At 65.9% G+C, this 21,361-nt stretch carries 20 protein-coding genes and 4 tRNA genes; 15 read left to right on the forward strand and 9 right to left on the reverse strand.

The features are described from left to right. Positions 1–320 precede the first annotated feature (320 nt). Positions 321–2,570, forward strand: a complete 2,250-nt coding sequence (locus tag MKW15_RS16180; protein WP_240860061.1) for a hypothetical protein — start codon at positions 321–323, stop codon at positions 2,568–2,570. A gap of 217 nt (positions 2,571–2,787) precedes the next feature. Further along, complete coding sequence (locus tag MKW15_RS16185) at positions 2,788–3,936, forward strand: DUF2235 domain-containing protein (protein WP_240860062.1); 1,149 nt, start codon at positions 2,788–2,790, stop codon at positions 3,934–3,936. 93 nt (positions 3,937–4,029) lie between these two features. On the opposite strand, the gene MKW15_RS16190 is transcribed toward MKW15_RS16185, so the two are convergent. The 3 genes from MKW15_RS16190 to MKW15_RS16200 all read right to left on the reverse strand — a co-directional run bounded on the left by MKW15_RS16190 (position 4,030) and on the right by MKW15_RS16200 (position 7,274). Continuing rightward, positions 4,030–5,307 carry a saccharopine dehydrogenase family protein gene (locus MKW15_RS16190; RefSeq protein WP_240860063.1) on the reverse strand — a complete coding sequence of 426 codons (1,278 nt, stop codon included), beginning with the start codon at positions 5,305–5,307 and terminating at the stop codon, positions 4,030–4,032. Between the two features lie 33 nt (positions 5,308–5,340). Beyond that, the gene (locus MKW15_RS16195; RefSeq protein WP_240860064.1) at positions 5,341–6,432 is read right to left on the reverse strand and encodes an AbrB family transcriptional regulator; all 1,092 of its coding nucleotides are present in this window, start codon (positions 6,430–6,432) and stop codon (positions 5,341–5,343) included. Positions 6,433–6,656: 224 nt separating this feature from the next. After that, on the reverse strand, positions 6,657–7,274 hold the full coding sequence (locus MKW15_RS16200; RefSeq protein ID WP_240860065.1) for a class I SAM-dependent methyltransferase: 618 nt from the start codon (positions 7,272–7,274) through the stop codon (positions 6,657–6,659). Between the two features lie 23 nt (positions 7,275–7,297). Between MKW15_RS16200 and menD the strand changes: the two genes are divergently transcribed. Then, positions 7,298–8,941, forward strand: coding sequence for a 2-succinyl-5-enolpyruvyl-6-hydroxy-3-cyclohexene-1-carboxylic-acid synthase (gene menD, locus MKW15_RS16205; RefSeq protein WP_240860066.1), 1,644 nt, complete (start codon positions 7,298–7,300; stop codon positions 8,939–8,941). 605 nt (positions 8,942–9,546) lie between these two features. Here menD and MKW15_RS16215 read toward each other — a convergent pair. Next, positions 9,547–10,308 carry a Type 1 glutamine amidotransferase-like domain-containing protein gene (locus MKW15_RS16215; RefSeq protein WP_276615074.1) on the reverse strand — a complete coding sequence of 254 codons (762 nt, stop codon included), beginning with the start codon at positions 10,306–10,308 and terminating at the stop codon, positions 9,547–9,549. Positions 10,309–10,371: 63 nt separating this feature from the next. Here MKW15_RS16215 and MKW15_RS16220 point away from each other — a divergent pair, with 63 nt between their 5' ends. Both MKW15_RS16220 and MKW15_RS16225 read left to right on the forward strand, forming a co-directional pair. Further along, complete coding sequence (locus MKW15_RS16220) at positions 10,372–11,529, forward strand: glycosyltransferase family 4 protein (protein ID WP_240860174.1); 1,158 nt, start codon at positions 10,372–10,374, stop codon at positions 11,527–11,529. Between the two features lie 30 nt (positions 11,530–11,559). Continuing rightward, positions 11,560–12,270 (forward strand): demethylmenaquinone methyltransferase, encoded by a 711-nt coding sequence (locus tag MKW15_RS16225; RefSeq protein ID WP_240860068.1) that lies wholly within the window; start codon positions 11,560–11,562, stop codon positions 12,268–12,270. A gap of 18 nt (positions 12,271–12,288) precedes the next feature. Here MKW15_RS16225 and MKW15_RS16230 read toward each other — a convergent pair whose 3' ends face one another. From MKW15_RS16230 to MKW15_RS24465, 3 genes are all read right to left on the reverse strand, one after another. Further along, positions 12,289–13,242, reverse strand: a complete 954-nt coding sequence (locus MKW15_RS16230; protein ID WP_240860070.1) for an oxygenase MpaB family protein — start codon at positions 13,240–13,242, stop codon at positions 12,289–12,291. Positions 13,243–13,321: 79 nt separating this feature from the next. Further along, positions 13,322–14,587, reverse strand: coding sequence for a geranylgeranyl reductase family protein (locus MKW15_RS16235; protein WP_240860072.1), 1,266 nt, complete (start codon positions 14,585–14,587; stop codon positions 13,322–13,324). 504 nt (positions 14,588–15,091) lie between these two features. Beyond that, entirely contained in the window at positions 15,092–15,223 is a 132-nt protein-coding gene (locus tag MKW15_RS24465) for a hypothetical protein (protein ID WP_276615075.1), read from the reverse strand. 14 nt (positions 15,224–15,237) lie between these two features. On the opposite strand from MKW15_RS24465, the gene MKW15_RS24470 reads away from it, so the two are divergent. From MKW15_RS24470 to htpX, 3 genes are all read left to right on the forward strand, one after another. Further along, a complete protein-coding gene (locus MKW15_RS24470; RefSeq protein ID WP_276615076.1) occupies positions 15,238–15,369 on the forward strand; it encodes a hypothetical protein in 132 nt (43 codons plus the stop codon). A gap of 185 nt (positions 15,370–15,554) precedes the next feature. Continuing rightward, a complete protein-coding gene (locus tag MKW15_RS16240; RefSeq protein ID WP_240860074.1) occupies positions 15,555–16,571 on the forward strand; it encodes a polyprenyl synthetase family protein in 1,017 nt (338 codons plus the stop codon). A gap of 84 nt (positions 16,572–16,655) precedes the next feature. Then, positions 16,656–17,522: a zinc metalloprotease HtpX gene (htpX, locus tag MKW15_RS16245; protein WP_240860076.1), complete on the forward strand. Its 867-nt coding sequence runs from the start codon at positions 16,656–16,658 to the stop codon at positions 17,520–17,522. Positions 17,523–17,527: 5 nt separating this feature from the next. Here the strand turns inward: htpX and MKW15_RS16250 are convergent, their stop codons facing one another. Next, positions 17,528–18,019 (reverse strand): YajQ family cyclic di-GMP-binding protein, encoded by a 492-nt coding sequence (locus MKW15_RS16250; protein ID WP_240860078.1) that lies wholly within the window; start codon positions 18,017–18,019, stop codon positions 17,528–17,530. Positions 18,020–18,164: 145 nt separating this feature from the next. Here MKW15_RS16250 and MKW15_RS16255 point away from each other — a divergent pair. From MKW15_RS16255 to MKW15_RS16275, 5 genes are all read left to right on the forward strand, one after another. Further along, positions 18,165–18,245 (forward strand) — tRNA-Tyr (locus tag MKW15_RS16255). A gap of 128 nt (positions 18,246–18,373) precedes the next feature. Continuing rightward, positions 18,374–18,446, forward strand: a tRNA-Thr gene (locus tag MKW15_RS16260). 21 nt (positions 18,447–18,467) lie between these two features. After that, a tRNA-Met gene (locus MKW15_RS16265) sits at positions 18,468–18,541 on the forward strand. A gap of 95 nt (positions 18,542–18,636) precedes the next feature. Beyond that, a complete protein-coding gene (rpmG, locus tag MKW15_RS16270) occupies positions 18,637–18,804 on the forward strand; it encodes a 50S ribosomal protein L33 (protein WP_003929651.1) in 168 nt (55 codons plus the stop codon). Between the two features lie 150 nt (positions 18,805–18,954). Beyond that, the gene (locus tag MKW15_RS16275) at positions 18,955–20,049 is read left to right on the forward strand and encodes a fused (3R)-hydroxyacyl-ACP dehydratase subunits HadA/HadB (RefSeq protein WP_240860080.1); all 1,095 of its coding nucleotides are present in this window, start codon (positions 18,955–18,957) and stop codon (positions 20,047–20,049) included. Between the two features lie 77 nt (positions 20,050–20,126). On the opposite strand, the gene MKW15_RS16280 is transcribed toward MKW15_RS16275, so the two are convergent. Further along, positions 20,127–20,504 carry a DUF4189 domain-containing protein gene (locus MKW15_RS16280; RefSeq protein WP_240860083.1) on the reverse strand — a complete coding sequence of 126 codons (378 nt, stop codon included), beginning with the start codon at positions 20,502–20,504 and terminating at the stop codon, positions 20,127–20,129. Positions 20,505–20,723: 219 nt separating this feature from the next. Here MKW15_RS16280 and MKW15_RS16285 point away from each other — a divergent pair. Together MKW15_RS16285 and secE are read left to right on the forward strand one after the other, a co-directional pair. Next, a tRNA-Trp gene (locus MKW15_RS16285) sits at positions 20,724–20,796 on the forward strand. A gap of 39 nt (positions 20,797–20,835) precedes the next feature. Continuing rightward, entirely contained in the window at positions 20,836–21,327 is a 492-nt protein-coding gene (secE, locus tag MKW15_RS16290; RefSeq protein WP_240860085.1) for a preprotein translocase subunit SecE, read from the forward strand. Positions 21,328–21,361: the final 34 nt, after the last annotated feature.

Consider the following 21,361-nt stretch of genomic DNA (forward strand, 5'->3'; position numbering starts at 1 on the left):
ACTTTGGCGGTGACGCAGATTGCACTGGGTGGTGACCTCGCCGGCGGCGATGTTAAGCGCAGAGAACAAGGTCGCGGTGCCGTTACGAATTTTGATTGCCTAATCTAACGAATAACGGAGGCCGGATGGCCGGGAACCCACAATTCTCTGGATTCCTCTGAACGGACTAACCGTCTCCAGATTGTCGGCAAAGGCTGGTTCATCATGATTGACTATGTGACGTCGCAGGGGGGCGAACGAAAGGAACAGCAATCATGCTGGCAGGCAACCGGAAACAGCGTAGAGAGAACGAGCGAAGCGAGATCCGGACGTCCCGCCGCATGCGAAGAGCGGCCGTCGCCTTGGGTGCCGGCATCGCGATCGGTGTCGGGTCCGGTGGGGCCGCGTACGCCGAGTCGATCAACTCGTACCAGATCTCGCAGAACAGCTATAGCACTGTCGAGAATCTGATCGTCATCGCCGACAATCTCGGGCGCACCCAGATCGCACTACTGGCGCCGATCGGGTCGAGGTTGCCCGAGGGCTGGGTGCCGGTGGTCACGAGTGACTACGCGACAAACACTGAGCAGCTCAACTTCATCGAGGCGCTCACCCAGGGTGGCGCGCTACTGCTCGCCGTGCCCGACAGCAGCCATGTTCCGGGTGCCTCCACCGCACTGTCGGGAATCAGCCCGCTCGCGGCGCAGGTGGTCGCCGGGTTGCCTCTCGCCGGCACCCTCGGCAGCGGGGCAACGGTATACGCGAAGATGTTTGCAACTTGGATCGCGTTGAATGGGATCAACGTCGAAACTGTCGCACAGAACTTCGGAGCCGACCTTCTCGATACGCTTGGCCAGGACAAGGTTACGCAGCATGCGGGCGTACTCGAAGGGATCCCGTCACTCGACCAAGCGTTGGGCTTCTGGACGGGCAACCGAACCACCTCCAACTGGACCGGAAATGCCAGGTGGCTCGGGGCGACCACAACGTCGTGGATCAAGCAGGATCAGGTCACGATGAACGGGATCACGTCCGGACAACTCAAGGCGCTATTCGCTCAGAGTCTGAATACACCCGATGCTCTCGTGGTGGCGAATGGCTCGAACGAACTTGTGCAAACAGGCGTCCAGACCGTCGTCATTATTCCCGCTATCCCACCAAGCCGTGTATGCATCCCGTTCATCGGCTGTGTTAATTACCCAGGAAGCCCGGCCGTAACTGAGGAGCTCCCAATCTTCTCGACTGAATGGATCGGTGAGACCGACGCTGACGGCAATCAGGTTCACACCACCATCTACGATCCGAACGACGCCATCCCGGGCGCTCTGGCTCAGCTCGACGACATCAACGTCGGCGGGTTCTCCATCACCCAGCGCGAGGCCGGTGGTACGTACACAGGACCGCTCGGCGGCAAGGCCGGCTGGCTCGGGGCCGCAACTCAGGTTGTTGTGCCCGGAACGGACGGCAAGCCGGACTACGTCGCGACCGTGCCCATATTCGCTGCTGGCGTGAGTCTCCCCGACAATCTGTTCACCACCGGCATGCAGCTTTCGCCGGGGCTGGTGACCACGACCGGTCAGTCGGTGAACACGACGCTCGGGAGTCGGTCGTCGACGGTGTCGATCCCCGGGCTGGGATTCGCCGCTGAGCGGACATCGCTGCTGGAGTCCAGCCACCTTGGACCGGACGGGTTCTCCTACAACTCCGGATGGACGATCGCGACCATCAAGGTCGGCGATGCGATCGTGCCGCTCGTGTACTCGCTCGGATCCGTGAACTTCGGACCCAACGGAATTGGGCTGAGTGGACCGTCGTTCATGGGCGTGGGGTTGGAAGGCTTCCAATTGGGTACCGCCCCTTCGACCACCGGATCATCCATCCCCGGCGATATCTCGGGGATTCTCAATGGGTTGCCCACCACGGTCATTACCCTCACCCCAAAGCTGCTGTTCCAGCTGGCGCAGATCGAAGACCCGACGAACGGTGTGCTGAGCGACCCGATCGGCACGCTCGAGAAGGTACTCAACCCGCTGTTCACCAAGTACGTAACACCCACTGCGACACAGATTTCGCAGGCCCTCGCCGACGCGGCGACTGAGGCGGTGAACAACGGTTCCGATCGGCTCGCTGCCGCTTCGCGCAAGGCCGCTGAGGTCACCGGAGAGATTGCTCAGAAGGTCGAAGCACAACCCGCCAACACAACCGCTGCGACCCCGCAATTGGCGATGGAACGGACCGCGGATGACACGACGGTGACACCGCCGCCCAGTGGTCGGCACGCTCGGACACAAGGGCAGAACGAGCAGAACGACGGAGCCAACGCGAAGCCGTACGTCGGTCAGCACCGAGCGGAAGACAAGCCGCAGAGGGACAATCCCCAGAAGGAGCCGTCGAGCCAAGAGGGCTCGCAGGACGGCGCCGGTGACAACGGGAACAACGAGACCAGCGATGACGCCAACGGTGGCAACAACGAGTCCGGCAACAACGAGTCCGGCAACACCACCAACAACAACAGCGGCAATCATGACGGTGGCAATCATGACGGTGGCAATGATGACAGTGGCAATGACAGCGGCGGCGACGGGGAATAGTTGTCTGATCGTTAACGGCGCAGTATAGAGCTGTACAGATAGCGGGCGAGTGGTCTCGACGTGCGTCGGTTCGCACGCTCGTACGTCGCGGCTCGACCAGCGTGGGTGCGTGGACCGTCCCACTGCGTAGAGTCGGTCGATCACCAGACGCGGGAAACCGCCGCCGCCGGGTAAGGTCTGCTGCTCAAGGGGGCCACACCGAGCAGAGGCGAAGGCGATGGCGAAAAGACTGGTCGTGTGCTGTGACGGCACTTGGAACACCTTCGGTCAGAAGCACCCGACCAACGTCAGGAAGGTCGTCGACGCGGTCAAGGTCGGCACGTGTGCGAACGGTGTCGAACAGATCGAGCCACTGTATGTGGCCGGCGTCGGGACCCACTGGTGGAACAAGATCACCGGTGGTGCAGTGGGATTCGGGCTGTCAAAGAACGTCAAAGAGGGCTATCGGGACATCGTCGATGCCTTCGACCCGGGTGACGAGATCTTCCTGTTCGGGTTCAGCCGCGGCGCTTACACGGCGCGGAGCATCGCCGGGTTCATCCGCAACTGCGGAATACTCAAGCGGGAGAACAGAGATCGGGTCGACGAAGCGTTTGCGCTCTATCGCGGCGAGGTGAAGCCGAGCGACCCGGAGGCGGTCGCCTTTCGCGAAAGGTATTCGCACGAGAGCCGGATCCGGTTCATCGGAGTGTGGGACACCGTCGGCTCGCTGGGAATGCCTGATCTCGGCGAATCGAAGCTTGCCAACAAGATCAACAAGCGCTGGGAATTCCACGACACCCAGCTGAGCAACTATGTCGACTCCGCCTACCAGGCGCTGGCCATCGACGAGAAACGGAAACCGTTCGAACCGACACTGTGGGTGGCGAAGCCGGACCGGCCGGCCGATCAGGAACTCGAGCAGGTGTGGTTCTCCGGCGTGCACTGCAACGTCGGTGGCGGTTATGCGTCGAGTGAGCTCAGCAACATCCCGCTCGTCTGGATGCTGAAACACGCGAAGGAACACGACCTCGAGCTGAACCAGGAGATCGGCGATGCCGAGCGCGTGGGCTCATCGTCGGTGCCCACGATGACGGCGCTTGACCTGATCACCCGATACCTCACCCGGACGAACGCCTTCGCCAAGCTCGACGAGTCCAGGAAGGGATTTTACAAACTCATCGAGCGGGTGGATCGAACGATCGGAAAGGGTTATCCGGAAAGCGAATTCGTGGCGTCGAGCGCCGAGCAGCGAAAAGACGACGATGAGTCTTATCGTCCACGAGGACTTGTCGAATACCTCGACAATGGTGGCCAGGTGAAGGGCGTGGACTACCGCCCCGGCGGCGAGGAGGACGAACACGCGACTTGCGCTCCCAAGTGGTGACGGTCACCAGGCCTTCGAGGCTCGTCGCTTGCGCTCCTCGCACCTCAGGCGGCGGAATTTCGGGAGCGTGAAGTGCCTTTCGCGGATCCAGGCTTAGCGTGTGAGTTCCTCGGCGTCGATGGCGAATCCGGCATCGCGCAGGCGATCGATCAGCGCGTCACCCATGGCGACCGCCGGGGTCAGCACTCCGGCGTGGGCGGGGAGCTTGTCGCGGTCAAGGGCGAGGGCCAGCGCGCTCTCGCCGAGCATCACCGCAGTGGCTTTGTAGCCGGGGTCGCCCTGGGCGCGCATCGTCGAACGGAAGCGGCGCCCGGTAGTGGTGCGGGTATACACATCGGAGACGAAAAAGCCTGCATCCCTGGACTTCTCGGACGGGCCGTTGCCGGGTTTGGGGAGGACGCGGTCGAGGAGTCGGCGGGTGGGTCCGAAGCTCATCGCACCGAAGAACGCGCCGGTGCCGACGCCTACCGCGCCTGCGGCGAGGGTCGACACCCCCGGTATGCTGCCCACGTTCATCGTCTCCGCGTAGTGGAAGTCCTTGCCGTAGGCATTGTGCAGCAACGCATTTGAGCGTCGAACGATGCGGGTGTTGTGGGAGGCCATGAAGAACGGGGCCAGCGTGCCGCGCAGCGACGGATCGACCTTCTTGGCGCTGACGACGCCGATGTCGCTCGGCTCCGACGACAGGCTCGCCTTCGGCACGTCACCAGGGCCGCCGGACAGGGCTTGCGGATTCATGATGAGGCGTCGGACCTGAGCATCTCGGGCCTGCTCGGTGATCACGCGCATCGAGTCGACGGTACCGCCGGAGACACCGCCCTTGAACGAGCGAAGCACGAAGGTGGTGTCGGTCATCTCGCCCGCGTCGTCGTCGGCGACCTTGCGGTACAGCGCGTAGACGCCGAGATCGGAAGGCACCGAATCGAATCCGCAAGAATGGACGATGCGGGCGCCGGAGGCAACGGCGGTGTCGTGCGCCTTGTCGATGGAGTAGCGGACGAAGGGGACCTCGCCGGTGAGGTCGACGTAGTCGGTGCCGGCGGTGGCGGCGGCGACCACCAGCGCCTCGCCGTACTTGAGGTACGGGCCGACGGTGGTGCAGACGACGCGGGTGCGGGCGCACAGGGCGTCGAGCGCGGCAGGCGACGACGAATCGGCGACGATGAGCGGCCACGACTGGGCGCGTTCGGGCAGGCGCTTGCGCACCGTCGCGAGTTTGGTCTCGTTGCGTCCGGCGAGGGCGATCTTGGTGCCGATCGGTGCATGGTCGGCCAGATAGCGGGCGGTGAGTTCACCGACGAAGCCGGTGGCGCCGTAGACGACGACGTCGAACTCGCGGGCGGACTGTGGTTGCGATGCTTCCCCGGTCATGGTCGCGAGCCTACCTGTCGGCTGTGGCGACGGTCACTCCTGTCCGCGTCGTAGGTAGCGGGCGGCGGCACGGGCTGCGAATGGTGCCACGAACAGCATCAACAGGACCCGCAGGATCTGCGCGGCGACCACGAAGGCGACGTTGCCGCCGGCCGCCGTCGCGGCGGCGAGGACGGCGTAGATGCCACCCGGGGTGGTCGCGAGATAGCAGTCGTACATGGACTCGCCGGTCCACCACGACAGCAGCACACCCAGCAGCGCGCAGCCCACGCCGATCGCGAGGATCAGTACCAACGCGAACGGCAGGACGCGTCCGATCGCGCGAAGCCGGGGCAGCGTGAAACCAAGGCCGGCCTGCCAACCGATCACCGCGTAGGCGATGGTCAGCAGCATCGGCGACACCGCGGCGTCGCCCGCGATCCCGGTGAGTTCGGCGATGGTGGCCAACGCCATCGGAGTGAGGAGCGCGCCGGCGGGTACATGCAGCAGACGGCCCAGCGGGATGCCGACACCCATGCACACGGCGAGCAGCAGCAGACCCCAGGCTTGGTCGGTCCAGCTCGGTGTTTCCGTGGTGACCGCCGATGAGGACTGGCCGAACACGAGCGACGCGACCAGCGGGATCGACACGGTGACCAGGGCGACGCGCAGGTACTGGATGACCGCGACCATCCGCTCGTCGCCGCCGAGTTCACGCGTCACCACAACCAGGCCCGACGCCCCTCCCGCGACGAGTGCGAGCGAACCGGTCAGCGGGTCCACCTGCTTGTGCAGACCCAGGAGCGCACCCCCGGCCACCGACAACGCCAGGGTGCCGACGCCGATGATCAGAACCGGGAACCATGCGGAGCCGAGGCCGGAGAGGGTGTCGGTGTCGGCGATGGTGCCGATATACACGCCGAGCACGCCCTGCGCGGCCAGAACGTATCGGCGGGGGATGACGGGGGCGTCGGGGTCGTCGGGAGTCTCGGGGCTGGTGGCGCGGGGTCGGGGTGCGAGTCCCGCGATGGCCAGGACACCGGCGATCACCAAGCCGGCGAAGAGAGCCGCTGCGTCGACGTCGAAGAGTTCCAGAAGGTAGGTGGCGGCTGCGGTGAGGAGAGCGAGAAGCAGCCAGCGACGCATTGGTGCCAGGGTAGTTGGGTTGCGTGTGATCTCGACACGGTGCCTCGCTGCGCTCGGTACCGGCTCGATCCGGCGGATCTCGACACGGTGCCTCGCTGCGCTCGGTACCGGCTCGATCCGGCGGATCTCGACACGGTGCCTCGCTGCGCTCGGTACCGGCTCGATCAGCGGGTGGGCGGCTCGATCAGCGGGTGGGCGGCTCGATCAGCGGGTGGGTGGCTCGATCAGCGTGGGGTGGCGACCCCGCGGCTCATCGCGTTCGACGACTTGGCGGCGTGCGGTTGGTAGAAGGTGTCGAGGCGTTCGACGACGAAGCCGGCGTCGGTGAGGATCTGCGGGATGTCGCGATTGAGGTGGCAACCGCCGGCGAGACGCTGCTGGAGGGGGTCGAGGCGGTGCTGCCAGCGTCGGACCTTCTCGTCGGGTGCGAGTCCGTGTTCGAGAAAGTGAAGTGTGCCACCGGGTTTCAGGACTCGTCGGACCTCGGCGAGGGCGAGCGGCAGGTCGGGGATGGTGCACAGCGTGTACGTCGAGAGCGCGCAGTCGAAGGTGTCGTCGTCGAAGGGGAGATGCTCGCCGTCGAGCCCGGAGCGTTCGATGTGGATCGGCGACGCGGACACGCGGTCGTGGGCGAGTTTCCACCCCAGATCCGACGGTTCGACGGCGTCGACCCGGGTCACCGCGTCGGGGTAGGACTCGACGTTGTGACCACTACCGAAACCGAGTTCGACGACCCGCCCGTGTAACCCCTCGCACGCACGATCGCGGGAGGGTCGGATCGCGCCGATGCCGCAGACCAGGTTGATCAGTCGCGGCAGGACATGCGTGTCGTAGAAGCCCATCGATCTCAGCCTAGGGTGAAGGGATGAATCCCTCGACATTGCAGGCCCGGGTCATCGTCGACGAGATGATCCGTGGCGGCGTTCGGGATGCGGTGCTGTGCCCTGGGTCGAGGAATGCGCCGCTGGCGTTCGCGCTGCATGCCGCCGACACCGCGGGACGGCTGCGTCTGCATGTGCGGATCGACGAGCGGTCGGCGGGGTTCCTCGCCTTGGGTTTGGCGGTGGCGTCGGGCCAGCCGGTGCCGATCGTGATGACCAGCGGAACCGCGGTCGCCAACATGAGTCCTGCAGTCTTCGAGGCGAATTATGCGCGGGTGCCGCTGGTGGTGGTCAGTGCGAATCGGCCGTATGAGCTGCTGGGGTCGGGCGCCAATCAGACCGTCGAACAGTTCGGTATTTTCGGCACGCAGGTGCGCGCGGCGATCAGCCTGGGCCTGGCCGAACAGGACCTCGACACCAACAGTCAGTGGCGCTCGGCGGTGGGGCGTGTCCTGGCCGCCGCCCGCGGCGCCCGGACCGGCAACGCGGGACCCGTCCAGTTCGACATCCCACTCCGCGAACCCCTCGTCCCCGACACCGCCTTCGACGACGATCTGGGGTCCTTCGCCGGCCGCGAGAACGGGCTGCCGTGGACCCAGGCGCCCGTCGGGAAACTCGACGTCCCGCTGCCCATCGACCTCTCGCTGGACACCGTGGTCGTGTCGGGCCACGGGTCGGGCGTGCATCCGCAGCTCGCGGGCGTGCCGACCGTCGCCGAGCCCACGGCGCCGCATCCGCAGACGCCGCTGCATCCGCTCGCCCTCGACGCGATCCGCCCGCAGCAGGCCATCATCTGCGGTCGTCCGACGCTGCACCGCGGTGTCGCACGATTGCTCGCCGACCCGTCGGTGCGCGTCTACGCCCTCACCACCGGCCCGCGCTGGCCCGACGTCTCGGGCAACGTCTACGCCACCGGCACCCGCGCCGAGGCCGCCGGCGAACCGCGCGAGGAATGGCTCAAGGAATGTGCGGCGATCCAGCAGCGGGTGCTCGGGGCGGTCGACGCCGAGCTCGATGCGCCCGGTCCGGTCACCGGGCTGCACGTCGCGCGTGCGGTGAGTGCGGCGATGTTGCCGGGCGAACAACTCGTCGTCGGGGCCAGTAACCCCATCCGCGATGTTGCACTCGCGGGTCGTCTCGGTGACGGTGTGCGCGTCCTGTCGAATCGGGGTGTCGCCGGCATCGACGGCACCAACTCGACGGCGATCGGCGTTGCGCTCGCGGGTGGTCGGACGGTCGCGCTGATGGGCGACCTGACCTTCATCCACGACGCCACCGGACTCGTCATCGGACCGGGGGAGCCGCGGCCGGACTCGCTGCGGATCGTCGTCGCCAACGACGACGGCGGCGGCATCTTCGGGCTGCTCGAACAGGGCGATCCGCGGTTCAACACCGGGCCTTACGCCGGTAGTTACGAGCGGGTGTTCGGGACTCCGCATCGCACCGATCTGGCGTCGTTGTGTGCGGGTTTCCACATTCCGCATCGTCGGGTCGAGGTGTCGGAGTTGTCGTCGGTGTTGGCCGAGGAGCCGGTCGTGGGCGGCATCGAGGTGGTCGAGGTGACGACGGACCGGGAGAGGTTACGAGCGGTGCATGCGCGGATCGGGGAGCGTCTGCGCGGGGGGTGATCTCTGGGGTTGTCTCGACACGGTGCCTCGCCCAGGGGCTCGGTACCGGCTCGATCAGCGTGGGGGTGGCTCGATCAGCGTGGGGGTGGCTCGATCAGCGTGTGTTGGCTCGATCAGCGTGTGGGGGCTCGATCGGCGGGTGGATTATCCTGACAGCCATGAATCCGACGATCGTGCGACGAGTCCAGATCGGACTGCTCGTCGTCGGCACCACCATCACGGTCATGGCGTTCTGCCTGGTGGCGGGCTGCTACAAGAACGACTCCACCATCGAGGCCAGCAAGGCCACGGTGATGGCCGACGTGGTGTCCGCTGATCCGTTGCACGCCGAGGTGTATTTCCAGACACCCGACGGTCGGTTCCACAGCCCTCGACTCGGTCTGCTGTACCCGACCGAACTGAGTGAAGGTCAGCGCATCCGCGTCGAATATGCCGCGTACAACCCCGACATCGCGCGGCCGATGGGGCGCAGCGCGTCGCTGTCGATCATTCCGGGGTTGTCGATCGCGGTTGTGGGTTGGCTGATCGTCGGCCTGCTGATGGTGTTTGTCGCCGAATTCTCGCGTCGATGGGGCAAGTGGCGGGCCGAGCGCGCGGAACTCGCCTCAGCCGGGAACGACGACGCTGGTGTCGCCGGAGACGAGGAGAGCCTGGTCGTCGCGGAGAAGGAGCAGTCGGTGGGTGGCGCCGAAGGCGCGCTCGACGGCGTTCACACGCCCGATGCCGCCGACGAGCCCGTCCGCGTGGGGCACCACGACGCCGTCGACGAACCCGAGGCCGACCGTCGAGTCCAGCGGTAACGCTTCTGCCGGGTCGTCGAGCAGACCGAGCGGTTGGATGTCGGAGCCGACGATCGCCGCTCCCGCGCTGGCTCCCAGATAGGGGAGTCCTCTGGTGATGGCGTCGGCGAGTGGGTGGTCGGTGCCGGTGCGTCGAAGCACACCGAGCAGATGGAAGACGTTGCCGCCGGAGACGAACACGGCGTCGACGCTGTGTAGGGCTTGCTCGAGTTGCGGTGGCGTCAGGGATTCGAGGTCCAGGTCGACTGTGGAGAATCCCTGGTCGTGCAGGGTGGTGCGGTCGAGGTCGACCCAGGCGGGGTCGGGGTAGATCGACGACGCGGTGGGGATGAAGCCGATCGTCGCGTTCGCGGGTGCCCTGGTCGCGAGGAAATCGGGGACCGCGTTCAGCCAGCGGCTGAGTAGGAGAAGTTCGGGCACGGTGGTCAGTTCAGCACATGGGTCACGGCAGGTGGTCTCGACACGGCGCCTCGCCCAGGGGCTCGGTGCCGGCTCCGCCGGATCGAGCCGGTTCCGAGCGAAGCGAGGCACCGTGTCGAGATCGACCAGCGGGAGGGAGTTCATCATGAGTTCGTGGACTCGTCACGTTGTGACATCTGTGTCGTCGGACAGGACGGTGACGATGGCGGCATGCGCGTCGCGATCGTCGCCGAGAGTTTCCTGCCGAACGTGAACGGGGTCGTCAACTCCGTCCTGCGGGTGGTCGACCATCTCGAGACCACCGGCCACACGGCTGTCGTCATCGCTCCGGACACCCCGCGCGGGCAGCTGGGCGGGCCCCGCATGGTGGGGCGTCGGACGCCGGTGCATCTGGTGCCGTCCGTGCGGGTGCCGCGGGTGACGTCGTTGCCGGTCGGGGTTCCGGCGCCGGTGCTCTACCGCGCGCTGCGTGATTTCGAGCCCGACGTCGTGCATCTGGCGTCGCCGTTCGTGGTCGGGGCGGCGGGGGCTCTTGCCGCGCGGAAGTTGCGCGTGCCGGCGGTCGCGGTGTTCCAGACCGACGTGGCGGGGTTTGCCGCGGAGTATCGGCTCGGCGCCGTGGAACAGCTGGCCTGGCAGTACACCCGACGCCTCCACGAACTCTGCGACCTCACCCTGGCGCCGTCGTCGGCTGCGTTGGAAGAACTTGCCGCGCATGGTATTCCGCGTCTGCGCAAGTGGGGTCGGGGCGTCGACAACGAGTTGTACTCGCCCGGTCGGCGGGATCTTGAGCTGCGTGCCTCGTGGATGGGCGACAGCGCCGAGCTCGTCGTCGGATTCGTGGGTCGGCTCGCGCCGGAGAAGCACGTGGAACGGTTGGCGTCGTTGGCTGCCGACCCGACGGTGCAGCTGGTGATCGTCGGCGACGGGCCGGAGCGGGCACGGCTGGAACGGCTGATGCCGGGTGCGGTGTTCACCGGCGAGCTGCGGGGCGTCGACCTCGCTCGCGCGTACGCGAGCCTCGACATCTTCGTGCACGCCGGCGAACACGAGACGTTCTGCCAGGCCATTCAAGAGGCGATGGCCAGCGGGCTGCCCGTCATCGGGCCCGACGCGGGGGGTCCGCGCGACCTGGTCGCGCCGTTCCGGACCGGATACCTGCTCGGGGTCGACGAGTTCTCGACGCGGCTGCCGGAGGTCGTCGACACCTTGCGCGACGATGCGCTGCGGGCCGCGTTTGGTCGTGCGGCGGTGCAGGCGGTGCGGAGTCGGTCGTGGTCGGCGATCTGCGCGCAGCTGGTCGGGCACTACGACTCGGTGCTCGACGGTTCCGCATCGGGCCGGTCGCGGCGCGGGCGGGTCGCCTGAGCCGTCGTGGCTGCAGGTAGCCTGAGGCGCATGGCAGCTGCTTCGGACTCAACGAGTGGCGAGCGCGCGACGCTCGACAAGGATCCGGCCGAGGTTGCGGCCATGTTCGATGGCGTCGCCAAGCGGTACGACATCACCAACACCGTGCTGTCGTTCGGGCGGGATCGGAGTTGGCGCAAGACCACTCGCAAGGCATTGGATCTGAAACCGGGCGACGTGGTGCTCGATCTTGCCGCCGGTACTGCGGTGTCGACGGTCGAGCTGGCGCGGTCCGGCGCGGTGTGTATCGCCGCGGATTTCTCGCTCGGCATGCTCAAGGCCGGCGCTGCGCGCGACGTGCCGAAGGTCGCCGCCGACGCGTTGCACCTGCCGTTCGCCGACGCGTCGTTCGACGCCGCAACCATCTCGTTCGGGCTGCGCAACGTCTACGACGTGTCGCAAGCGCTCGGCGAGCTCTACCGGGTGCTGAAACCGGGTGGGCGGATCGTCATCTGCGAATTCTCCACCCCGACGCTGCGGCCCTTCCGCACCGTGTACATGGAGTACCTGATGAAGGCGTTGCCCGCTGTCGCGACTCGGGTGTCGAGCAATCCGTCGGCGTATGTGTATCTCGCAGAATCGATTCGGGCGTGGCCCGACCAGTTCGCGCTCGGCGACCTGATGCGCGACGCGGGCTTTTCGCAGGTGCGCTGGCAGAACCTGACCGGCGGTATCGCGGCGGTGCATTCCGCCCGGAAGTGACGCACGCTCAACGAATGCTCAGGTGTTGGCGGCGTGGGGGACCGGGCAGCCGACAGCGAGGTCGGGCGTCGGATCGGCGTGTGGCACAGGGCAACCGGGGGCGAAGGTGCCGAGGTCTTCGACCTGGTACCCGCGCGAGTATCCGCGGACCTGCGACATCTCACGTCCGTAGATCGGCTTCACCCGCGGCCGGGCAAACGTGCGGATCGCCAAACCGCGCGCCTTCAGTCCACCGCGCACCAGGACGCGTTCGACGGCGGTCGGCTTGGGGTAGCCGAAGGCCTCGAGAAGCGGATCGTCCATGAGCGCGAACGACATTCGACGCACGACGGGCCGCGGAAGGAGGCGGTAGGGCAGGAAGGTGCACAGGAGGTCGAGCGTCGCGTCGGCGACTTTGCGCGAGTCGGCGCTGTAGGCGAAGTGCTCGCGCTCGTAGTCGACGAGGAACTTCTCGAACTCTGCGTAGGTTGCGGGAAGATTCTTGATCGCCATGTGCTTACCGAGTTTGCGGTAGTGATTGGTCAGCCCGGTGATCTCGTGGTCGGTGAGCTTGCGCCACTCGTAGGCGTTCACCCACTGGACCGGACAGACCACGAAAGTGGCCAGCACGTAGAGCATGTCGTCGTTGGAGATGTCGTAGCGGGCATGCATCTGGTTGATACGCCGGATCGCCGACCGTCCCGTCGTGCTGTCGAAGCCGTGCTCGATCGGTGCGTCGAGCAGCAGCACCGTGTCGTCGTAGCGCTTCTGTGTCTCGTCGGTGAATTGGCCTGTGCGATAGAGCAAGTCGCCGATGGATGGGACGGCGTAGGTGCGGAACAGCGCGAAGCTCAAGGCCTGCGTGATGCCCCACGGGAACTCCTGGGTCCCGAGTGCGCGGGCGATGGACACCGGATCGGCGACGGCGTCCATGCGGTCGATCTCATCGCGGCGACGATAGCGTTCGGGGTTGCGGAAGCGGGCTGCGAGCATGCTTGGAACATATCACCGAAAACGTCTCATTGATTACATGTGGGTGGTCTCGATGGGGTGGGTTCGTGGTGTGGATCACTCAGGAGAACGGCGGCCGTGCGTCGATGCGCGTCGAGACCCGGCCGGCACCGCGCCAGGCGCGGGCGACGAGGTCGGCGTCGTCGGGGGTGATCAGGTTGCCCATCACCCGCACGACCATCGACATCAGCCGCTGCGACCGAATCCCGGGACGGCCGAGGGTCGGGACTGCCTGGGGCACGGTAAGCAGCCCGGCGAGGCGTCGGGCGGCGGAGAACGCGAGACCGTAGTGGTCGACGAGGATGTCGCGCCAACGGGCGGTGTGGTCGGGGTCGGCGCGGGTGTCGCCGATGAGTTCGACGGCGAGCCGGCCGGTTTCGAGGGCGTAGTCGATGCCCTCGCCGTTGAGCGGGTTCACACATGCCGCGGCGTCGCCGATGAGCATCCAGTTGCGTCCCGCGACTCCGGTCACCGCGCCGCCCATCGGCAGCAGCGCAGATGTGAGTCGGACCGGCGGTCCCTCGATGCCCCATTCGTCGCGGACCATGTTCGCGTAGAACTCGAGGATCGGTCGTAATTGCATGTGCGCGGGGCGTTTTGCGGTGGCCAGCGCCCCGACCCCGACGTTGAGCAGCCCACCGCCCGCGCTGCCGAGCGGGAAGACCCAGCCGTATCCGGGCAGCAAGTTGCCGTCGGGTCCACGGAGTTCGAGATGCGATCCCATCCAGTTCTCGTCGGCGCGGGTCGACGGGACGTAGGCGCGCGCGGCGGTCCCATAGGCGGTGTCGCGGTGCCACTCTCGGCCCAGGGACTTGCCGAGGCCGGACTTCACGCCGTCGGCGACGATCACGTCTCGCACCCGGATCGACGACGTCCCAGACGCGGTGGCCAGGGTGACCGACTCGATCCGATCGCCGGTCATCGTCACATCAACAGCCTTGGCGCCCTGAATCATTCGGGCACCCTTGGAAACCGCGAGCGCGCGGATCTCCTCGTCGAGCTCGGTGCGCGCGACCGCGCTGCCGTAGGCGGGGAAGCGGCCCGACGGCCAGGGCACACGCTTGGTCGCACCCCAGCCGTGCAGGAGCAGGCCGTCGAGGCGGGGGCGTCCGTCGAGGTAGTCGCCGAGGCCGAGAGCGTCGAGTTCGGCGATCGCGCGTGGGGTCAGACCGTCGCCGCAGGTCTTGTCGCGCGGAAAGGTTGCGGCGTCGACAAGGACCACGTCGTGCCCGGCCGCGGCGGCGTGCGCCGCGGCCGCGGACCCGCCCGGTCCGGCGCCGACCACGAGGACATCGGCGCGGTCGGGTGTTTTGGTCGCGTCGCTCACCGCACCAGTATGTCGGGCGAACGGAGCGGTCGCGCTGAGTGGTCTCCGAGGGCATATTGCCCTCGGAGGCCACTGAGGAAGACCGCTCCGGACGAGACCTCCGATGGATCCGGAACAGGCTCCGCTGCGTCTGACTGGTATGGACGAAAAAGAGGCGCACGACCAGGACTTCGGCGTCCACTCGCGCGCGGAGTTGGTCGAACGGGACTTCACCGACCTGCAGATTCGGCGGATGGCCGCCAACGGGCAGCTGTCGCATCCGGCTCGCGGCTGGTATGCCACTCCGAACGCCAATCAAGCGGCAGTGACCGCTGTATCGAAGCATGGCTGCCTGACATGCGTGTCGGCGTTGATCGCGAGGGGCTTCTGGGTGCCGCCTGGATATCGCGGGAAGACGCACATCCGCGGATCGAAGCGGCACCGAACCGATAAGGACTTCTGCCTGGGGTTCGGCCCGGCGCTCCCGGTGACCAGCGCGGTCGACGACGCCGCGACCGCGCTGGTCTACGCCGCCAAGTGCATGAGCGCCGAGGACTGGATCGCCACCTGCGACTCGGTGATGAACACCTTGAAGCTCGACAGACCTGCTCTACAGGAACTGATGCCGGTGTTGCCCAAGGCGGTCAAGCGTCTCATGGAGCGTTGTGATCATGATCGACAAGGGTCTCCCATTCCGGGTGACCTACGACGACGTGCTCTTCGGGTGGGACGAAGTGCTCGAAGACTTTCGTGCGTTCACCAAGAAGGATCGGCATCGTGTCCGAGAGGGTCGCGGTGAGTGATCTCGACCAGTGATCTCGACACGATGCCTCGCCCAGGGGCTCGGAATCGGCTCGGTCAGCGGGAGGCGGGCTCGATCGCGGAGGGAGGCGGGCTTGATTGGGGAAGGTCGCGTGCCCAACCCATCCGTTGCCGAACCGGTGGTTGCCGATAGGCTCAGCTGCATGAGCGCCGAGGGGCAGATCACGTGAAGTCCACATTCGCCGGGGTCGACCTGGTATCGGACGAGTTCGCAGAGACGGTGCGCGTGTCGTTGGCGCAGGTGGAAGACCTGCTGCTCACCGAGCTCTCCTCCGGCGACGACGTGATGACCGAGGCGGCCACCCATCTGGCCAAGGCCGGTGGGAAGCGTTTCCGGCCGATGTTCGCGATTCTGGCCGCGCAGTTCGGGCCCAACCCGGATGCCTCCGAGGTGATCACGTCGGCGACGGTGGTCGAGATGATCCACCTGGCCACGCTCTACCACGACGATGTGATGGACGAGGCGCCGATGCGTCGTGGTGCGCCGAGCGCCAATGCGCGCTGGACCAACAGCGTCGCCATCCTCTCCGGCGACTTCCTGTTCGCGCGGGCGTCGCGCCTGGTGTCGACCCTCGGACCCGAAGCTGTCCGGATCATCGCGGAGACGTTCGCCGAGTTGGTGACCGGTCAGATGCGGGAAACCGTCGGCGTCACGGCGGGTGGCGACCCCATCGAGCACTACTTGAAGGTGGTGTGGGAGAAGACGGGGTCGCTCATTGCGGCGGCGGGCCGGTTCGGTGCGATGGCGTCAGGCGCCGGGCCCGACGACATCGAACGTCTGTCGCGGATTGGCGATGTGGTGGGAACCGCCTTCCAGGTGTCCGACGACATCATCGACATCAGCTCGGCGAGCGGCGATTCCGGCAAGACGCCCGGCACGGACCTGCGTGAGGGCGTGCACACGCTGCCGGTCCTGTACGCCCTGCAGTCCGACGACGCGACTTCGAACCGGTTGCGGGAGTTGCTCGTCGGCGACGACGGCAAGACTCGGGCGCTGACCGAGGACGCCGAGGTCGACGAGGCGATCGAACTGCTGGGCAAGTCGTCGGGGATGGAGCAGGCCCGGGCCAAACTGCAGTCCTACGCCGATGCGGCCGACGCCGAACTCGCGCAACTACCCGACCGTCCTGCCCATCAGGCGCTCGCGTCGCTGGTCCGCTACACGATCGACCGAACGGGCTAACCGGTCGCGGAAACTGAATCGGACCCCGGTTCGTTTGATTGAATGATGCACCACAACGCGTGGTGTGCGAACGAACGAGGACTGATGCATTTCAACGGCCTGAAAACCGCGTTTCTGCTCGGCTTGATGTCGGCGATCATCGTCGGTATCGGAGCCCTGTTCAAGAGCCCCTTGATCCTGTGGGGTTCGGTGATCCTTGCGATCGGCATGAACGCCTACGTCTACTTCAACAGCGCGAAGCTGTCGCTCAAGGCGATGCACGCGCAGCCCGTCACCGAGGTCGAGGCTCCGGTGCTGTACCGGATCGTGCGTGAGTTGGCGACGAGCGCTCATCAGCCGATGCCGTCGCTCTACATCAGCCCGACGGAATCGCCGAACGCCTTCGCCACCGGACGCAACCCGAAGAACGCCGCCGTCTGCTGCACCACCGGCATCCTGCGGCTCCTCGACGAACGGGAACTGCGTGCGGTGCTCGGTCACGAACTGTCGCACGTGTACAACCGCGACATCCTGATCAGCTCCGTCGCGGGCGCGATGGCCGCCATCATCAGCGGCCTCGCCAATTTCGCGATGTTCTTCGGCGCGTTCGGTGGCAACCGCGAGAACGGCCCTAACCCGCTGGTGATGATCCTGGTGGCCTTCCTCGGCCCGATTGCGGCGACCCTGGTGAAGCTGGCGGTGTCGCGGTCGCGTGAGTACCAGGCCGACGAGTCGGGGGCCGAGCTCACCGGTGACCCGCTGGCGCTGGCGTCGGCGCTGGCCAAGATCTCCGGTGGTGTGCAGGCCGCGCCGCTGCCGCCGAACCCCGACATCGCGGCGCAGTCGCACATGATGATCGAGAGCCCGTTCCGGGCGACCGACCGCATGGCGAAGATGTTCTCCACGCACCCACCGACCGAGGAACGCATCGCGCGGCTGCAGGAGATGGCGCGGCGCGGGATCGGCCAGTAGTCGGCCTACCTGTAGTTGACGAACTGAAGGGCGATCCCGAAGTCCTCGCCCTTCAATAGGGCGATCACGGCCTGCAGGTCGTCGCGCTTCTTGCTGGAGACGCGCAACTCCTCACCCTGGATCTGCGCCTTGACGCCCTTGGGGCCGTCGTCGCGGATCTTCTTGGAGATCTTCTTGGCGTGCTCGGAGTCGATGCCCTGCACCAGGGTGCCGCTGATCTTGTAGGTCTTGCCCGAAGACGTCACCTCGCCGGCGTCGAACGCCTTGAGGGAGATGTCGCGGCGGATCAGCTTCTCCTTGAACACCTCCAGGCCGGCCTGGGCGCGCTCCTCGGCGTCGGAGGTGATGACGATGCCCTCCTCGCCCGACCACTCGATGCCGGTGTTGGTGCCGCGGAAGTCGTAGCGCTGCGACAGCTCCTTAGCCGCTTGGTTGAGGGCGTTGTCGACCTCTTGACGGTCGACCTTGCTCACCACGTCGAACGATGAATCAGCCATGCGGGCCAGCCTAGTCCGCCACTGGGACGCATTCGGTCGGGACCCGCGAGATCTGCCTGACCTGCCGGTTTGCGTCGAACCGGCTAATTGGTTGTATTCTTCTCGGCGGTGTTCTTACGCTGGATATCCGGCGCGAGAGCGTCACGGCAGATTGCCCGAGCGGCCAATGGGAGCGGACTGTAAATCCGTCGCGAAAGCTACGCAGGTTCGAATCCTGCATCTGCCACAAGCGTGGTCGACATCGGCGAGAGCGCTCATCAGCAGGCCTTCTGACCTGCGATTTGGTGAGCGCACGAGTCGGTGTGTAACCTCGTTAAGGCTCTCGAGCCGCCCGGAGACGAGCGGATCGGGCACGCCCCCTTAGCTCAGTCGGCAGAGCGTTTCCATGGTAAGGAAAAGGTCGACGGTTCGATTCCGTCAGGGGGCTCGCTGGACGCAAGTCCAACGGGGCGGTGTAGCTCAGCTGGTTAGAGCGCACGACTCATAATCGTGAGGTCGAGGGATCGAGCCCCTCCACCGCTACACATCGGGTCCGGTAACGGAGCCGAGCGAAAGGGTCGCCGTCCCGCTGGGAAACGTCGATCGCGACCACGTACCACCCGAAAGAAGGCAATCAAGTGGCCTCCTCCACAGATGTTCGCCCCAAGATCACCTTGGCGTGCGAGGTGTGCAAGCACCGCAACTACATCACCAAGAAGAACCGTCGCAACGATCCCGATCGTCTCGAGATCAAGAAGTTCTGCCCGAACTGCGGCAAGCATCAGGCACATAAGGAATCGCGCTGACGACTCCGTGACGCGGAGTTGCGCTGACGGCTCCTCGCAGGGAGAGCCGGAGCGATTCGGACGTCGGTGACCCCGACGCACAAGAGATGAACGGGCCGCCTCGACGAGGTGGTCCGTTTTCTTTGTCAGAGATTTGTTGAGGTGGTAGCGATGACCCAGGTGGCACAGAGAGATCTCGAGGAGCGGATGGACTCGTTGAAGACCGATGCGAAGCTGACTCCCGAGGAGATCGCCGAGCACACCAAGACGCTCGTCGGATTCAACTACACCGTCGACGACTACTACGAGATCGGTCGCGAGGAGATCCGCAAACACGCTCTTGCCGTGCAGGACGCTCACCCGACGCACTGGGACGAGGCGGCTGCCCGCGCGATGGGCCACGATTGCCTGATCGCCGCGCCGACCTATGTGTCGGTGCTCGGCATCATCGCGCAGCGCCGGCTGTTCGAGGACGTCATCACCGGATACGACCTCTGGCAGATCATGCAGACCGACCAGCGACTGATCTACCACCAGCCGATGAAGGTCGGCGACCAGTTGGTGTGCGACGTCTCGCTGGACTCGTTCCGGCATGTGACGAGCCCCGAGATGATCGACCTGATGGTCACCAAGAACGTCATCTGGAACCAGCACGACGAACCGGTGATGACCACCTACACGTCGCTGGCCGCGCGGCCCGGCATGGAGATCGCGCCGGAGCTGACCGAGTCGCTCGACCACGTGATGATGAAGGTCGACAAGACCGGTCACGCGGGCCGGACGGTGGAGCCGGAACCGGGTCGCTACGAACTGCCCGACCCGACGCAGTCGCCCGGTGCGTTCGCGTCGATCGACTTCGACACGCTGACCGTCGGCCAGGAACTCCCGGCCAAACGGTTCCTGCTCACGCGGGGCAACCTGACCAACTATGCGGGTGTCGCGGGCGACCCCAACCCCATCCACTTCTCCGATCACCTGGTGAAGGCCGCAGGCATGGAGGGTGTGGTGGCGCACGGCATGCAGACGATGGGTCTCGGTGCCACCTTCATCTCCGAGTTCATCGGCGATCCCGCGGCGTTCTGCGAGTACAACGTCCGCTTCACCAGCCCGGTGTACGTGCCGGCCGACGACAGCGCCGCGGTCGACTTCACCGGCAAGGTCAAGTCGCTGGACCCCGAGACCCGTCAGGGTGTCATCGCCATCGTCGCCAAGCAGGGTGACCGCAAGATCTTCGGCCGCGCGCAGGCCAAGATCCAGTTCAACTGACCCACACACGAAACTGGGCCTGATCTGCTTGGGGTGACAAGCGGATCAGGCCCAGATCTGTCGTGACTGGGGGTCTGTCATCGAGCGGTGCAGGTCCACCGTGCGACGTAGCCGGCAGAGCCCAGTCGGTTCAGCGCGGCGCGCTCGGCGGTGTAGCGGGACGGGTAGCCCCGCGCCCATGCCCAGCGGCTCTTGCTGTTGGTGTAGGCGATGGCGCCGCAGGAGTTCACGAACGAGAACTGCCCACAGTGCGAGCCGCACAGTGCCTTCGCCCGGTTGATGGCGGACTGCGCGGTCGGGTAGTTGTAGGCCGTGGCGGTCCGACCGTTGTTGTCGAAGGCGATGGCGCCCCAGTAGTCGCGAGCTGCGTCTGCGGGACCCGCGGCCGAGAGGGCTGTGCCTCCGGCCGCCAATGAAGCGGCAATTCCGATGGATGCGATGAATTTCTTGTTCATGCGACTAAAGGTAAGCCGCCTGGTAGGCCTGCCGGAAGATGTGGTATGTCGATCGAATTACGTGGGCGACAACTCGGTCCGACGGACCGGTTTTGGGTTCGGCTCCCTTCGTGCTCTACACTGAAGTGTCAGGTTGACTCTTGACTTACGCGCTGCCCATAGGGTGGCGCGTTGGTTGTGTTAGGAGCCGATCGACGGTGATCACCCCGGTGGTCACAAAGGGGCGTAGCTCAACTGGCAGAGCAGCGGTCTCCAAAACCGCAGGTTGCAGGTTCAAGTCCTGTCGCCCCTGCCCTGGTGAAGGGCACACGTTGACGAGAGGACCTCGAAGTTGAGCAAGCGAGACCGGGCTTCGGCCGCCAAAGACGCCGCGAAGGAATCCGCCGCGGCCGAATCGGCTGCGGAGGAGCTCGACGGTCGCGACGAAGCCGCGGACGACGTCGAAGCATCGGATGACACCACGTCGTCCGAGGAAACGACGACGAAGGATCTGCGGCCGTCCGGCAAGCGCTCGGCTCGGGGTCGTCGGTCGGCGGGTGCATCCGACACCGACGGAGACGCGGACGCCGATGGTGGTTCCGCGGTCGCCGTCAAGGAACGCAAGAAGAAGAAGGTGTCTGCCGAGGAGAGCCGGAATCCGTTCACACGGATCTGGGTGTTCCTCACGCAGGTCGTCACAGAGCTGAAGAAGGTCATCTGGCCGACTCGTCGGGAGATGATCACCTACACGATCGTCGTGTTGGTCTTCGTGATCATCATGACGGCGTTCATCGCCGGCATCGACATCCTCTTCGCCAAGGGCGTCCTCTGGTTGTTCGGCTGATCCACGCAAGTGGGTGTGCCGGTCGACCACGACG

The organism is Gordonia gummivorans (assembly GCF_022513585.1).
Lineage (GTDB): Bacteria > Actinomycetota > Actinomycetes > Mycobacteriales > Mycobacteriaceae > Gordonia.

Excerpts from the sequence above, each read along its gene's own strand:
- MKW15_RS16180 (WP_240860061.1), top strand. The coding sequence starts at position 321 with ATGCGAAGAGCGGCCGTCGCCTTGGGTGCCGGCATCGCGATCGGTGTC.
- MKW15_RS16185 (WP_240860062.1), top strand. The coding sequence starts at position 2,788 with ATGGCGAAAAGACTGGTCGTGTGCTGTGACGGCACTTGGAACACCTTC.
- MKW15_RS16190 (WP_240860063.1), bottom strand. The coding sequence starts at position 5,307 with ATGACCGGGGAAGCATCGCAACCACAGTCCGCCCGCGAGTTCGACGTC.
- MKW15_RS16195 (WP_240860064.1), bottom strand. The coding sequence starts at position 6,432 with ATGCGTCGCTGGCTGCTTCTCGCTCTCCTCACCGCAGCCGCCACCTAC.
- MKW15_RS16200 (WP_240860065.1), bottom strand. The coding sequence starts at position 7,274 with ATGGGCTTCTACGACACGCATGTCCTGCCGCGACTGATCAACCTGGTC.
- menD (WP_240860066.1), top strand. The coding sequence starts at position 7,298 with ATGAATCCCTCGACATTGCAGGCCCGGGTCATCGTCGACGAGATGATC.
- MKW15_RS16215 (WP_276615074.1), bottom strand. The coding sequence starts at position 10,308 with ATGATGAACTCCCTCCCGCTGGTCGATCTCGACACGGTGCCTCGCTTC.
- MKW15_RS16220 (WP_240860174.1), top strand. The coding sequence starts at position 10,372 with ATGCGCGTCGCGATCGTCGCCGAGAGTTTCCTGCCGAACGTGAACGGG.
- MKW15_RS16225 (WP_240860068.1), top strand. The coding sequence starts at position 11,560 with ATGGCAGCTGCTTCGGACTCAACGAGTGGCGAGCGCGCGACGCTCGAC.
- MKW15_RS16230 (WP_240860070.1), bottom strand. The coding sequence starts at position 13,242 with ATGCTCGCAGCCCGCTTCCGCAACCCCGAACGCTATCGTCGCCGCGAT.
- MKW15_RS24465 (WP_276615075.1), bottom strand. The coding sequence starts at position 15,223 with ATGAGACGCTTGACCGCCTTGGGCAACACCGGCATCAGTTCCTGTAGA.
- MKW15_RS24470 (WP_276615076.1), top strand. The coding sequence starts at position 15,238 with ATGATCGACAAGGGTCTCCCATTCCGGGTGACCTACGACGACGTGCTC.
- htpX (WP_240860076.1), top strand. The coding sequence starts at position 16,656 with ATGCATTTCAACGGCCTGAAAACCGCGTTTCTGCTCGGCTTGATGTCG.
- MKW15_RS16250 (WP_240860078.1), bottom strand. The coding sequence starts at position 18,019 with ATGGCTGATTCATCGTTCGACGTGGTGAGCAAGGTCGACCGTCAAGAG.
- MKW15_RS16275 (WP_240860080.1), top strand. The coding sequence starts at position 18,955 with ATGACCCAGGTGGCACAGAGAGATCTCGAGGAGCGGATGGACTCGTTG.
- MKW15_RS16280 (WP_240860083.1), bottom strand. The coding sequence starts at position 20,504 with ATGAACAAGAAATTCATCGCATCCATCGGAATTGCCGCTTCATTGGCG.